Below are 13,911 nucleotides of genomic sequence, written 5' to 3' on the forward strand. Positions count from 1 at the left end.
CAGTGGATTCAGAGTCAAAATCATTTATTAGTATCTTTGTACTATATTAATGAGCAAGAAATGATGACAAAACAGTGGTAATTTTATGGTTTTATTAGTTAAAAATGAAAAGCACAGTTAAAGCAGGAAAAAACTATTATTTTTCGTTTTTATATGAGTGCTTGATCAATGTTAGCTGCATCCAATCAATTACTATGGTCTATGATTGGCTTACTGCTAACTATGGGTGGTACATTTTTAGAAGCCTACGTCACCACCCTACCTTTAAGTTGGAGTAAGCAAGGAATTCATACTTTCTCTCTAGGTGTCACCTATCAAATTGGTGGAGTGCTACTGGTGGGATGTTTAGGTGGCAAGAATGCTGGAGTTCTCTCGCAAATTGCCTATCTAGTCATGGGTTTAACTTTATTACCCGTGTTTGCTGATGGAGGAGGAATAGGTTACGTTAAGTTATCTCAGTTTGGTTATTTGCTGGGCTTTATTCCAGCAGCTTGGGTTTGTGGATTTTTTGCCTTCAAAGCAAGACCATATCTGGAAACTTTAGCATTTAGTTGTTTGTGTGGCTTGTTAACTGTCCACTTCTGCGGTATTACTTATTTAGTTCTTAGCTATGTTTTTCGCTTAAAAGGTACAGAAGCTTTACCGCTAATGCAAGCAATTCTCAGATATTCCTGGTTTGCACTCCCAGGGCAACTAGCTGTGCTTTGTGCTGTTACTGTAATAGCATTTGTGCTACGGCACTTAATGTTTTATTAGTTAATAGTCACAATGCCCCATGCTCAAGAAGCCATGCGTTTAAAAAATCGCCTCTTTTGGATTAATGCCCTAGTTGCTTTTTTCTTAGATCAAATCACCAAATACTGGGTAACGCAAACCTTTAGTTTGCACCAGACACAAGCAATCTTGCCGGGAATATTTCACCTAACCTATGTCACTAATACTGGTGCGGCTTTTAGTTTGCTATCAGGTAAAGTAGAGTGGTTGCGCTGGCTATCCTTAGCGGTGAGTTTGGCATTGATAGCTTTAGCAACATTTGGTCCTCTGTTAAGTTTTTGGGATCAACTAGGGTACGGCTTGATATTGGGTGGTGCTATTGGTAATGGCTTAGATCGGTTTATTTTAGGCCATGTTATTGATTTTCTTGATTTTCGCCTGATTAACTTTCCTGTATTTAATTTTGCCGATATGTTTATTAATATAGGCATTATATGTTTGTTGATTGGCACCTTCCAAAAAACGCCTAATTCAAATCCCAGGTAAGCGCAAATAAAATTGTAGGAGTGAACGGCTGTTCACCCCTACAATCGCCCAATACTATTAACTAACTATGCCTAAGTTAGCGTGCGGGGATATTTGTTGTTCCACCCGAACTGGGAACTTGAATTGGAGATGTAGTTGCAGGTTCGGTATTAATACCAGGAGTAACGGAGTTAGAAGGCGAGTTTAATTGAGTTGCTCCACTGTCAGGAGTGATGTTTTGAGTACCGCTTTCTGGGATCATTTTTTGAACATCACTGTCTGGGTTTGAAGATTTTCTCCGATTAGTATTATTGGGAGTACCTGTACCAGGTGGATTCGATGATGGATTTGTGCTGTCTGGAGGATTGCCTGTATTGCTACCGGGAGTGCCTACGTCATTGGGCGCGTTTCCTGGTGTTGTTGGGGTATCAGTATTACTTGTGCCACTAGGTGAAGTATTTTGAGTACCGCTACCAGTACCAGAATCAGTTGGAACAGTTATGCTTGGAGAGGTTCCTGGAGGATTTGTGACTGGGTTTGTGGTGTCTGGAGGTGTACCTGTTGGGTTACTTGGATTACCTACGTCACCAGGAGCATTTCCTGGTGTTGTTGGGGTATCAGTATTACTTGTGCCACTTCCACTACCAGAGCTTCTCCGTGGACTTGTATTTGTCTCTGGTGTTGTTCCCGGCGGAGTTGTGACTGGGTTGGTTGTATCTTGAGGTGTGCCTGTTGGGTTACTTGGGTTACCTACATCAGCTGGCGCGTTTCCTGGTGTTGTTGGCGTGTCGTTGGTGGTACTTGTTCCAGAGGGTTTATCTGTAGATGTACTACCGCTAGGAGAGTTTGGCTTTGCCGCGCTACCCTGACAACGAGAATTAAGTGGGTAATTCTCACACAAAAGTTTCAACACATCTGCCCTCATTGGGCGCTCTTTCTTTGGAGTATCTGAAGATTGACTGCTACTTTGTGCAATCAAAAACTTAGTTGATTGTGCAGCAGCTATGTTGCTAGTTAATACCAAAGTTAGGGCTGTGCCGAAAAGGGTTAAATATCCCTTCATATTACTTAACCTCAACACCTTACGGAGTACTCGGTCAATTAAAACAAATAGTTGCTCTTAGAAAATCTTCCTAAGTAGTGATGTTTTTTTGTGAATAAAGTGTAGTGGTGTGTTAAAACAAGATAGTTAAATATTTCTGTTTATTAATGAGTTTTTTATAAAAATACTAAATCAAATCTCTAGACCAAACATTCCCGATCAAGTAGTTAATATGGAGAATATATCCATTATATCCTATAAATCAGCAAAATTATTGGCTGCATCAAGTAGCAAAGTTAACAAAAAAATATAGTATTGATGCCAGAACAGAATTGGCAACAGTTCTCTCTCTCCTAACGTCATAGTAGGCTTATGAGTACAATGGTGGAATACTAGCATCTCCGTTTGCAGTTCGCCCCTTTATCAGTAATAGCCGTGGTGTGAATAGCCGATGAGTTCCCCCCAACCTCCTCAAAAGCCACAGACATTGCTTGGTCAAATAACTCAAGCAGTACAGACAATTCAAGCTAGGGTTGATTTTTCTAAACTAGCGCTCAAGCCAAACGCCAGAGTACCAGAACTTTGGGTGCAGGATGCGGGGGCGGATAAAGCAGAAGTATATCCCCTATTAGGCGATCGCTATATATTAGGTCGCAGTTCCAAATCCAGTGATATCGTAGTTCGTAACCCAGTTGTCAGCCAGATTCACCTGTCACTGTCACGGGATTCAACTCAACGAACCCCTGTTTTCACCATCAAAGATGAAAACTCTACTAATGGCATTTACCGAGGTAAGCGTCGCGTTGCCAAACTTGAATTACGTCATGGTGATATCCTGACTCTTGGACCACCAGAACTTGCCGCTTCAGTGCGGTTACAGTATGTAGATCCACCACCAGTTTATGTCAAAGCAGCAACTTGGGCAGCTTACGGAATAGGTAGCATCAGTGCCTTGATAGCTGTGGCAATAGGTGTAGAATCACTAAAATTTTCCGTCAAACCTCTACCAGGAGCAACAAGAGCACCATCAGTAATCTTAGCTCGCGATCAAGTAACGCCTTTACGAGAACCTCGACTAACTAGACACGAAGATCTCAAGCGGTTACAAGACTTTGGTCCTTACTTACCAGCAGCGGTAGTAGCCTCAGAAGATAGTCGTTATTACTGGCATTTTGGCGTAGATCCGTTGGGAATTTTACGAGCGGTGTTTATTAATACTAGGAGTGGTGATGTACAGCAAGGAGCTAGCACTGTCACTCAACAAGTTGCGCGCAGTTTATTCCGTAGTTATGTTGGTAGCCAGGATTCTTTGGGAAGAAAATTCCGAGAAGCGGTTGTAGCTTTGAAGTTAGAAATGTTCTACAGCAAAGATGAAATTTTGCTAACTTACTTAAATCGGGTGTTTTTAGGTAGAGACACTGCGGGTTTTGAAGATGCAGCTAAGTTTTACTTTGATAAATCGGCACGGGAACTAACTTTGTCGGAAGCAGCAACTTTAGTGGCAATTTTACCAGCACCCAATGGCTTCGATTATTGTGGTACAGATAGCGAAAATAAACTTAGAACAATAGAATACCGCAATCGTGTACTTAAGCGGATGTTGGAAATGGGCAAAATTAAGCTAGAAGATTATAACCGCAGTAGGCGATCGCCCATTGACTTCAGCGCCAAAGTCTGTGAAAGAGAAAATAAGACAATTGCACCGTATTTTTACAGTTACGTCTACCAAGAACTGGAAACTATTCTCGGAAAAGAACTGGCAACAGAAGGTAACTTTATCATTGAAACTCAGCTAGATCCAGCTATTCAAGCGCAGGCTGAAGCTGCTTTGCGCAATTCAATTAAGCAGGCAAGAGGAAATAATTTTGGTTATTCTTCTGGCGCCGTCGTTACCCTTGATTCAAGTACCGGTGGTATTCTAGCTATGGTGGGTGGAACCGACTTTACAACCAGTCAGTTCAATCGTACTGTTCAAGCGAAAAGACAACCAGGCTCTACTTTTAAAGTCTTCGCTTACACTGCGGCTCTTGAACAAGGAATTTCACCAAATACAACTTATTCGTGTTCTTCTTTACGATGGCGAGGCTTTACCTACAAACCTTGTCGTACAGGCGTAAGTGGGATGAGTATTGCTAGAGGCTTGGCTTTATCAGAAAACCCAATTGCATTGCGAGTTGCCCAACAAATAGGGCTAGATAAAGTAGTAGAAATGGCAAAACGCTTAGGAGTGAGATCACCTCTTGATCCAGTCCCTGGTTTGGTATTAGGTCAAAGTGTAGTTAATGTTACAGAAATGACTGGTGCTTTTGGTAGTATTAGTAACAACGGAGTATGGAATCGACCTCACGCAATTAGCCGGATACTAGACAGCAGTGATTGTCGCGTTCCTAAAGACTTTAAAACTTGTCGCGTCATTTATTCCTTTGATCAAGATCCAGGAGCAAACAGACGAGTACTACGTACCGAAGTAGCAAATACTATGAGTAGTTTACTACGTGGAGTAGTAACAGAAGGCACAGGGCGCAGTGCAGCTATTGGTGAGATATCGGTATCTGGTAAAACTGGCACAACAGATAAAAACGTTGACTTATGGTTCATTGGCTTCATTCCCAATCGGCGAATAGTGACTGGGGTTTGGCTAGGCAATGATAACAACTCTCCAACCTCAGGTAGCAGCGCTCAAGCTGCGCAATTGTGGGGAAATTTTATGGGGAAAGTGGTGAAGTAAGAAATGGCCAATGGCTAATTGTTAATTGTACAATTAGCCATTAACAATTAGCATTCTTACCGATATCCCTGCCAAGGGTTAACTTCCAGTACCCCATTCGGCTTGAATACTACTTGGAAGTGAGCCAGAGGTTGTTTAGTATTAGGTGCAGCGACATTAGAACCGTAAACAGATTGGAAAATTTTCGGCAAAGGTGTTTCCCGAAAATAGTCAAAAGCAACTTGGTTAAGTGGTTCATAGTCAGCGATCGTACCATCTTTATTCACCGCCACCCGGTACTTTAAATCTCGCCCAAATTTAGCACTACTACTCCAATTTTGCCGTAGACTATCATAAAGCTTTTTATTTAAGTCTTGGACTGTATTGGGATCAGTAATTTTTTCTCCTACAACATCTGGCGTCTTAGTGTAACCGCGCCAAGGGCTAACCTCCAACACACCTTGTTTATTGAAAACAACTCTAAATTGAGCAATTGGTTCATTATTAATGGCAGGGCGTTTAGCCGGATTATAAAGCAGGGTAGGTAAGGGAGTATTATCTACTAAATCATTTGCCTTGGAATTGATTGCTTTATATCCAACAATCGCACCATCTCCTGCCACACCCACACGGTATGCCAAATCCTCATTCAATGCAGAACGATTATTCCAAGCGGGATTAATTTGGTTGTAAACTTGGCGGTTGAGCGCACGTAACTGGGAAGCATCAGTAATTTCCGGAACTGTTTTTAAAAGTGCTTCTAAATCTTTGACTACAGTAGGTGCAGTAGTACTTGGGGTAAAAGAGGGAGTTGGCGCAATCTTTTCATTCGCGCTAGGTGTGGTAGTTGCTCCAGGTTGAGAATTATTTATACTTTGAGTGGTGGATTTGTCTTGATTTTGTGTACTGGGTTGTGGTGGACTTACTTCAGGAATGGGAATCAAGCCAAAAGCCAGAGCCGCCGCTGCCAAACTCGACACTCCCACTGATGCTGGTAGAGCCTGTTTAATCAAAGCTTGACTAGCCCCGCCATGACGTTTTGCCACTGGTTGGATTTGTAGTGACAATTCTGGTAACGTTTGAGTGTCAGCGAAAAACTGATCCACTGCTTCCACTAAATCAAACAACTGTACCGTATTTAAATCGATTTGAATGGGAGATTGAACTTGAGCTTGATGAGAATCTACACCAATTGGTGCAACATCTGAATGGACAGTCAATCTGTGTTGGTTGCTGTTAATTTTTTCTAAATGCACCAAAGCCGACTCTGAGTTGTGCGCCAGAGGATTCGCCACATTACTCAAAAATTCTTGAGCATAAGCACTAACTGCTCTTACCAGACTTTCAAAAAATTCCCTTCCTCCAGCCAATGGCTGACTTAATCCAGACAAATAGCATTCAGCATTTACTAATATAGATAGTTCCGGACGCAGTTCTTGAAAGTGTGCAGCCCTTGAGGCATCACTTAAACCTTCTAATCTTAGCGTACAATTAGGTAAACTATACTTACGTTGAATATTCATTCGACTTCACCATCAAAAAGACTAATCCAAAAGCGCTGCATTCCTGCTGTACCAGTACAAAATAGTAATTTTCCCAACAAACTTATAGCTAGTTCATCTAATTTATCATCAGAATTGAATGCCATCACACCAGTACGACGCGGATTCATGCGGCTTCTAAAATGCGCTCGAAAGCGCTCTAGATAATTAGATAGCCGTAAATTCGCATCCACAGGTATTTGTTTTTCGCTCATTTGTTGATATATCATCAACATCTGACGAATTACAACTGTTAACCTCCGGGACAAGTAGCAAGCAATCACAACTAAAGCTTTTGCTTCAGTAATAGATAGAGGGCGGCGGATGTGAGCTCTTCTTAGAGGGTTAGTACTACGCATTCGCCACAAATTTACCCTGTTTTTAATAATTCCTTTGAGATCTAACTCTTCAGCAAATGCCAAAATAGCTTCAGAGCCACCAAGTTCTAATGCTTCAATTGCCAGTAGAATTAGGTCAATTTGCAACCGGGTTTTACGAGGACATGTCTGTCCTTCAATTGCTGGATCTGGTAAAGTGTCCAAAATCATGGGCACAGACTGGGGAGTTGGACTGTTAAACTGCGGTAAACTAGCGGAAACATTCATTATAAATACCTTGTGTGGTTGCAACAGACTTCGTAAAACTTATTTTAGATAGTAAACTAGACTATTAAACTAGTACATCGAGCGCGGAAATAAAGCTGCCATTCAAAATGACGCAAAAGCTGAAAACATTTGAATGCGTGACTTTTGACGAACGCGCAGCGGTGCTGCCTTGATATATACATTACTTACTCTTTCTCTTCAAAGATTTCCGTATACTAAAATAAAATTTCTTCAAGAATTATTTGTCTCACAGCAATTAATAGTGTCCCTACATCCCTAGCTTGGTGTAAATTCTCATAATCGTCAATGAATAAATACGTATAAGAGTGCTACTCCCAACAATAGGACATTTTGGTGTAAGATGTTTGGGGGTAAATGCCTAGATCCCCTCACTTGTTGCATTTATTACGTAAAATTTCTGATATGGATTTAAAGTCTCTGATTCGTGACATTCCTGATTTTCCCAAACCGGGAATTTTATTTCGGGATATCACTACCCTACTAAGCGATCCCCAAGGATTGCGCTACTGCATTGACTTATTCACACAAAGAATTATAGAAGCAGATTTGAAGGCAGAATATGTGGTAGGAATGGAGTCACGAGGTTTCATTTTTGGCTCTTTATTAGCTTATCAACTAGAGAGCGGTTTTATTCCTGTCCGCAAGCCAGGTAAACTACCAGCGGCAGTTCACTCAATTGAATACGCTTTAGAATATGGTACGGATTGTTTGGAAGTTCATCAGGATGCTTTGCAAGTAGGTAGTCGAGTTTTGATTGTAGATGATCTCATTGCTACAGGTGGTACGGCAGCAGCAACGGCAAAACTAGTACAAAAAATAGGCTGCCAACTTGTCGGCTTCGGGTTTATCATCGAATTACGAGATTTAAATGGGCGGAAAAATCTTCCGGACGTACCAATTGTTTCTCTTGTAGAATATTAATCACTAGTTATTTGTCATTTGTCATTGGTCATTGGTTTTAGACAAAGGACAAAGGACACTCGTACAAAGGACACTCGTACAATCATACAAATGACCTCTAGTAAAATTTCCGTGGAAACAAGTCGGGATTGGCTCATTGGGCTAGTCACGAGTGAAACTTTTATTTATGTAGTAAAGCGGCTATTGCAGGCGCTGTTAACTATCTTGTTGGCGTCGGCGTTGTCGTTTTTTATCATGAAACTGGCTCCAGGAGATTATGTAGATACGCTGCGGCAAAACCCGAAAATATCACCAGAAAGAATTGATGAACTCAAACGGCAGTTTGGTTTAGATCAACCTTGGCATATACAGTACGGGTTGTGGCTATGGCGCATTATTACTAGAGGAGATTTTGGGACAAGTTTTATTTACCAACGATCTGTAGCATCCCTATTGTGGGAGAGAATACCAGCAACGTTGCTGTTGGCGATCGCTTCATTAGTAGTGACATGGGCGATCGCTATCCCCTTAGGTATTGTTGCTGCCGTCAAGCAAAATCGTGCAACTGATAGAATTTTGCAGGTGGTTAGCTATGCCGGACAAGGATTTCCCAGTTTTATCACCGCTTTATTGTTGCTAATCTTTGCTCAAATCACCTCACCAATCTTCCCGGTAGGTGGCATGACTAGCATCAATCACTCAGAATTAACGTGGTTTGGTAAAATTATTGATATTGCATGGCACATGATTTTGCCCACCATCGCTTTGAGCATTACAAGCTTTGCTGGCTTGCAACGAATTACGCGGGGTGAATTGTTAGATGTCTTGCGCCAAGATTACATTCAAACAGCTCGTGCTAAAGGATTGCCAGAAAATCGTGTCATCTACGTTCATGCTCTACGCAACGCCATCAATCCTCTCATTACCCTACTAGGTTTTGAATTAGCTAGTTTATTAGGCGGTGCATTCATTGCTGAATTTTTCTTCAACTGGCCTGGTTTGGGAAGATTAACTTATCAAGCAGTGTTAGCTAAAGATGAGTACTTAGTTTTGGCAAGTTTGGTAATGAGTGCTGTACTGCTAATTATTGGTAATTTAGTAGCAGATTTAATGCTTAAAGCCGCCGATCCTCGGATTCGCTTGGAAAATCTGAACTAGCCAATGGCTAATTGCTAACAGCAAACAAAGACAATTAACAATTAGCCATTAGCAAACATAATCAAAACTATGTCCCAACACTACCTAATTCGTTCCAAAACTAACGGTGATTATCTCACGGCTCGTCCTCACCCTGATGATGCAACGAAATACTTGTTACTGTTTCGCGAAGACTTTGATGCTTTAAGCTACCTCAACACTCACGCAGGTGACTTAGCTAATCGCTTTGCAGTAGAATCTCTTGGTGGTTCTCAATTAGGTGGTTTGCTCAAACGCTGGGGATTTGATGGCGTCGGTATTGTTACTGACCCATTGTTACCAAAAATTGAATTTTTAGTATATGGGCAATAACAGTAAAGGCATCTCATCATATTGCATTCCAAGTCAGAGACTTGGAACGAGAGAATTGCCCATTGCCCAATTCCCTAAACTGTTGCTCCCTCCAACATCAATTTAGAACGTTTGACTTGTTCAGGAATAGAAATGGGATAATCTCCAGTGAAACAAGCTGTACAAAAACTTTGCGGATCTTCTCGCGTGGCTTCCACCATTCCTTGCCAACTGAGATAAGCAAGAGAATCAACCTCAAGTTGCTTGGCAATATCTTCTACTGATTTTGTCGCAGCAATCAACTGGTCTTGACTATCGGTATCAATACCGTAGAAGCAGGGGTGAGTAACTGGAGGAGAAGAAATACGCATGTGTACTTCCAGCGCACCTGCTTCATATAAGGCTTTTACAAGTTTACGACTGGTTGTACCGCGAACAATGGAGTCATCAACAATTACCACTCTTTTTCCGTATAATACGTCTTTCAGAGGGTTCAGTTTCATGCGGATACCAGTCTCGCGCATTGATTGTGTCGGTTGGATAAAAGTACGCCCGACATAGCGATTTTTAATTAAACCTTCAACGTAGGGAATTCCAGAACTTTGTGAAAAGCCAATTGCAGCGGGAATACCAGAATCAGGAACACCAAAAACAATATCAGCATCTACAGGAGATTCTTCAGCCAGTCGCCGCCCTAACCGCATTCGGTAGCTGTACAAGCTTTCGTCATGCATCACGCTATCAGGGCGGGCAAAGTAAATCATTTCAAAAATACAGAGCTTACGTTGGGGCTGTTGACTCCAATGGAAAGAAGCCAAACCTTCTTCTGTAATCCAAACTAATTCTCCTGGTTCTACATCTCGCAGGTATTCTGCACCAATGATATCTAAACCACAAGTTTCAGAAGCAAGAACATAACGAACAGGATTGTTACCCAATGTGCCAATTACCAGTGGGCGAATGCCATTAGGATCTCTAGCTCCCATGATCCCATTGGCAGTACCAATTACTAAACTAAAGGCTCCGGAGCAACGGTGAAATGCTCGAATACAGCTTTCTAGCCACTCTGCACCTGCTTTGATTTCTTGAGCGATCGCCAAAGCTATCATTTCTGAATCTGTGCTTGTGACTAAGTTACAGTTGTCCTTAAGCAATTCCGAGCGCAATTGCATTGTATTGACTAAATTACCATTATGTGCTAAAGCTACTTTTCCCAAGCGAGTTTCGACAAGAGCAGGCTGAGCATTACGTTTGCGGCTAGAACCTGTAGTTGAGTAGCGAGTATGACCAATGGCAATGTTACCAGACAACTTGTCTAAAATTGATTCATTAAAAACTTGGGATACCAATCCCATGTTTTTGTGCAGATGTACTTTTTCACCCTCAAATGTAGCAATGCCTGCTGATTCTTGACCTCTGTGCTGAAGAGCGTACAATCCGAAGTAGGCAAGCTTGGCAACATCTTCTCCTGGAGCGTAGATGCCGAAAACACCACAAGCTTCTTCTGGTTTGTCAGGGCGTTCCTCACTATTCATAGGGTTATTAGCCTGTTGATAGTCTTCATACTCGGTGTCGGCGGAATTGTTAAGAATCATGCTGGCTGTGCTCCTGATGAGAGTATCAAGTAGAGACGCGATAAATCGCGTCTTTTATTAATGGATAGTATAGGAAATCTTAATAAATTTTTAACCATCCTTTTACAACAGTATCGCAATAATGCTTTAAAGAGAGCAACAATACTGTTTGAGCGGCACATCATTAAATGAGACTAGATTGTTCTTGTAACCGTCTTGGGATCGCATTTGAGTAGCGATCGCTTATATCCTCAATGCTAACTTTAACTAAACTGTGATTATCAGCTGTTAAAACCCGCAAACCCATTTCGGAATTCCCTACCATACCTAATTTTTGCCAATCTGTTCTGTGATTCTCTCGTAAGTAGGATTCCCAAACTTCTTGTTGTACTAACGGCACAGAGACTAAAATTCTCGCCCCCCCTTCACCAAACAACACTTCATCCCACCTCAAGGTAGGTAGATTATTTGCAGGCAACTCCAACTTGATTTGAGCACCGAGTTTGGCACCAATACAACACTCTGCCAGAGCCACAGCTAATCCTCCCTCAGCACAATCATGAGCCGAGCTTACCCAACCGCGACGAATACCCTCGCGGCAAACTTGCTGCACACGGCGTTCTAAGTCAAAATCTACCTGTGGAGGCGCTCCAGCAACAACACCGTGGATAGTAGCGAGATATTCCGAACCGCCCAATGTGATTTTGGCTCGTTCCTTGGCTCCTTGCGGATTTTGGTTTTTGGATTCTAAAGGCAATCCCAGAAGGTAAATTAAATCGCCCACCGTTCGCCAAGCTTGCCCACAAATTTTGGTTAAATCGGGAATTAACCCTACCATACCAACCACTGGGGTTGGGTAGATTGGTTGTGGATTGCCATTTGAGTCAAGAGTTTCGTTGTAAAGGGATACGTTTCCACCTGTTACTGGAGTTGCCAATTCTCGACAACCAACAGCCAAACCGCGACAAGCTTCTGCTAATTGCCAGTAACCAACAGGTTTTTCCGGACTACCAAAATTTAAGTTATCAGTTACGGCTATTGGTTCCGCTCCCACACAGCTAAGATTGCGGGCAGCTTCCGCCACTACTGCCTTGGCTCCTTCATAGGGATCAAGATAAACATAACGAGGATTGCAGTCAACAGTAGCAGCAACCCCACGTTGTTGAACCCCCCCTTGCCCCCCCGATGTTCGGGGGGGTTGGGAGGAATCTGAGTGCCCCCCCGATGTTCGGGGGGGTTGAGAGGAATCTGACTGCCCCCCCTTATCAAGGGGGGGTTGGGGGGGTTTCAACCTCACCACTGCCGCATCCGCCCCACCAGGCAGCATCACCGTGTTATTCTGTACCTGATGGTCATACTGGCGATAAACCCATTTTTTAGAAGCAATGGTGGGAATATCTAGTAAAGTCAACAAAATATCATTCCAACTTTGCTCTCTTCCTTGAATTTCAATGCCAGCAACTGTACAAGCAGGCAAAGAATCAGGAGTCCATTCCCAAGCTTTACGGGCATATTCAGGTGGTTCTGACAACAATTCCCGGTGATATAGCGGCGTATTTTCTGCCAAAGCTTCAGCCGGGATGGAGGCAGCTACTTCACCTTGAAACCAAATTCGCACTACGGGTTCAGCAATTACTGTCCCTGCGACAACAGCTTGTAGTCCCCAACGGTGAAAAATGTCGATTAATTCTTGCTCGCGTCCCTTTTGTGCTACAAACAGCATTCTTTCTTGAGATTCACTCAGCAGGTATTCATAGGGAACCATTCCTGTTTCCCGCACAGGAATTTTGTCCAAATCAAGTTCAATTCCCACGCCACCTTTTGCTGCCATTTCGGAAGTAGAACAGGTGATACCAGCAGCGCCCATATCCTGGGCGGCGACAACTGCACCCGTTTTAAATGCTTCAAGACAAGCTTCAATTAACGACTTTTCTAAAAAAGGATCGCCCACTTGTACGGCTGGGCGCGAGTCTATTGATTCATCGCTGAGTTCTGCACTAGCAAAACTTGCGCCTCCCATCCCATCCCTTCCAGTAGTGGAACCAACATACAGCACTGGGTTGCCTATGCCAGATGCACCAGATTTAACTATTTCTGGTGTTTCCATCAATCCCAGCGCCATCACATTAACTAGGGGATTTTCGGAATAAGCTTTGTCAAAGTAGACTTCACCGCCAACAGTAGGCACTCCGACACAATTACCGTAATGGGAGATCCCCGCTACCACACCACTAAAAAGCCTTTGGGTTTTAGCATCTTCTAGGGAACCGAAACGGAGGGAGTTTAATATAGCAATAGGACGCGCACCCATTGTAAAGATATCTCGGAGAATTCCTCCTACTCCCGTGGCAGCTCCTTGGAAAGGTTCGATCGCACTTGGGTGATTGTGAGATTCAATCTTAAATGCTAGTCGCAATCCATCATCTAAGTCTACAACACCAGCATTTTCACCTGGTCCGACAAGAATGCGCTTTCCTGTTGTGGGAAACTGTTTTAATAAAGGACGGGAATTTTTATAGCAGCAATGCTCTGACCACATTACCCCAAACATTCCCAGTTCAGCAATGTTTGGATGTCGTCCTAGTCGCCGGACGATTTCTTCATATTCTTCTGGCTTAATACCTTCAATGGCAATTTCTTCAGGAGAAAAGGGAGATTGGGTGGTGACAGTCATGGAAGTAATGCACCAAGGTTACAGAGGACTATTGTAGCGATTTATCTACTCTGTAGATGCATTTCTAAAAATGCCGATAATTCTTCTTTGGACATTTTTCGCTCAACTACTTGAATCACC

Annotated in this window: 11 protein-coding genes; 6 read left to right on the plus strand and 5 right to left on the minus strand. The window is 42.6% G+C overall.

Annotation, left to right across the window (positions count from 1 at the left end):
• Positions 1–168: 168 nt before the first annotated feature.
• Both ICL16_RS21360 and lspA read left to right on the plus strand, forming a co-directional pair.
• Positions 169–756, plus strand: a complete 588-nt coding sequence (locus ICL16_RS21360; RefSeq protein WP_190831747.1) for a biotin transporter BioY — start codon at positions 169–171, stop codon at positions 754–756.
• 33 nt (positions 757–789) lie between these two features.
• Positions 790–1,260 carry a signal peptidase II gene (lspA, locus tag ICL16_RS21365; RefSeq protein WP_190832643.1) on the plus strand — a complete coding sequence of 157 codons (471 nt, stop codon included), beginning with the start codon at positions 790–792 and terminating at the stop codon, positions 1,258–1,260.
• A 76-nt stretch (positions 1,261–1,336) separates the two neighbouring features.
• On the opposite strand, the gene ICL16_RS21370 is transcribed toward lspA, so the two are convergent.
• A complete protein-coding gene (locus ICL16_RS21370; RefSeq protein WP_190831749.1) occupies positions 1,337–2,302 on the minus strand; it encodes a hypothetical protein in 966 nt (321 codons plus the stop codon).
• Positions 2,303–2,732: 430 nt separating this feature from the next.
• Here ICL16_RS21370 and ICL16_RS21375 point away from each other — a divergent pair, with 430 nt between their 5' ends.
• Positions 2,733–5,009, plus strand: coding sequence for a transglycosylase domain-containing protein (locus tag ICL16_RS21375; RefSeq protein WP_190831758.1), 2,277 nt, complete (start codon positions 2,733–2,735; stop codon positions 5,007–5,009).
• 56 nt (positions 5,010–5,065) lie between these two features.
• Here ICL16_RS21375 and ICL16_RS21380 read toward each other — a convergent pair whose 3' ends face one another.
• Entirely contained in the window at positions 5,066–6,511 is a 1,446-nt protein-coding gene (locus ICL16_RS21380; protein ID WP_190831760.1) for a DUF4335 domain-containing protein, read from the minus strand.
• Positions 6,508–7,134, minus strand: a complete 627-nt coding sequence (locus tag ICL16_RS21385; protein ID WP_190831762.1) for a DUF3038 domain-containing protein — start codon at positions 7,132–7,134, stop codon at positions 6,508–6,510. The genes ICL16_RS21380 and ICL16_RS21385 overlap by 4 nt, the downstream gene beginning before the upstream one ends.
• Before the next feature lie 423 nt (positions 7,135–7,557).
• On the opposite strand from ICL16_RS21385, the gene ICL16_RS21390 reads away from it, so the two are divergent.
• From ICL16_RS21390 to ICL16_RS21400, 3 genes are all read left to right on the plus strand, one after another.
• Positions 7,558–8,076 carry an adenine phosphoribosyltransferase gene (locus ICL16_RS21390; RefSeq protein WP_190831764.1) on the plus strand — a complete coding sequence of 173 codons (519 nt, stop codon included), beginning with the start codon at positions 7,558–7,560 and terminating at the stop codon, positions 8,074–8,076.
• 90 nt (positions 8,077–8,166) lie between these two features.
• Complete coding sequence (locus tag ICL16_RS21395; protein WP_190831766.1) at positions 8,167–9,213, plus strand: ABC transporter permease; 1,047 nt, start codon at positions 8,167–8,169, stop codon at positions 9,211–9,213.
• 69 nt (positions 9,214–9,282) lie between these two features.
• Entirely contained in the window at positions 9,283–9,564 is a 282-nt protein-coding gene (locus tag ICL16_RS21400; protein ID WP_190831769.1) for a hypothetical protein, read from the plus strand.
• A gap of 74 nt (positions 9,565–9,638) precedes the next feature.
• On the opposite strand, the gene purF is transcribed toward ICL16_RS21400, so the two are convergent.
• Both purF and purL read right to left on the minus strand, forming a co-directional pair.
• Positions 9,639–11,078: an amidophosphoribosyltransferase gene (purF, locus tag ICL16_RS21405; RefSeq protein ID WP_420485294.1), complete on the minus strand. Its 1,440-nt coding sequence runs from the start codon at positions 11,076–11,078 to the stop codon at positions 9,639–9,641.
• 223 nt (positions 11,079–11,301) lie between these two features.
• Entirely contained in the window at positions 11,302–13,791 is a 2,490-nt protein-coding gene (purL, locus tag ICL16_RS21410) for a phosphoribosylformylglycinamidine synthase subunit PurL (RefSeq protein WP_190831773.1), read from the minus strand.
• Between the last annotated feature and the right edge of the window lie 120 nt (positions 13,792–13,911).

This window comes from Iningainema tapete BLCC-T55 (genome assembly GCF_014698965.1).
GTDB lineage: Bacteria > Cyanobacteriota > Cyanobacteriia > Cyanobacteriales > Nostocaceae > Iningainema > Iningainema tapete.

Excerpts from the sequence above, each read along its gene's own strand:
- purF (WP_420485294.1), bottom strand. The coding sequence starts at position 11,078 with ATGAATAGTGAGGAACGCCCTGACAAACCAGAAGAAGCTTGTGGTGTT.
- ICL16_RS21375 (WP_190831758.1), top strand. The coding sequence starts at position 2,733 with ATGAGTTCCCCCCAACCTCCTCAAAAGCCACAGACATTGCTTGGTCAA.
- purL (WP_190831773.1), bottom strand. The coding sequence starts at position 13,791 with ATGACTGTCACCACCCAATCTCCCTTTTCTCCTGAAGAAATTGCCATT.
- ICL16_RS21395 (WP_190831766.1), top strand. The coding sequence starts at position 8,167 with ATGACCTCTAGTAAAATTTCCGTGGAAACAAGTCGGGATTGGCTCATT.
- ICL16_RS21385 (WP_190831762.1), bottom strand. The coding sequence starts at position 7,134 with ATGAATGTTTCCGCTAGTTTACCGCAGTTTAACAGTCCAACTCCCCAG.
- ICL16_RS21400 (WP_190831769.1), top strand. The coding sequence starts at position 9,283 with ATGTCCCAACACTACCTAATTCGTTCCAAAACTAACGGTGATTATCTC.
- ICL16_RS21370 (WP_190831749.1), bottom strand. The coding sequence starts at position 2,302 with ATGAAGGGATATTTAACCCTTTTCGGCACAGCCCTAACTTTGGTATTA.
- ICL16_RS21380 (WP_190831760.1), bottom strand. The coding sequence starts at position 6,511 with ATGAATATTCAACGTAAGTATAGTTTACCTAATTGTACGCTAAGATTA.
- lspA (WP_190832643.1), top strand. The coding sequence starts at position 790 with ATGCGTTTAAAAAATCGCCTCTTTTGGATTAATGCCCTAGTTGCTTTT.
- ICL16_RS21360 (WP_190831747.1), top strand. The coding sequence starts at position 169 with ATGTTAGCTGCATCCAATCAATTACTATGGTCTATGATTGGCTTACTG.
- ICL16_RS21390 (WP_190831764.1), top strand. The coding sequence starts at position 7,558 with ATGGATTTAAAGTCTCTGATTCGTGACATTCCTGATTTTCCCAAACCG.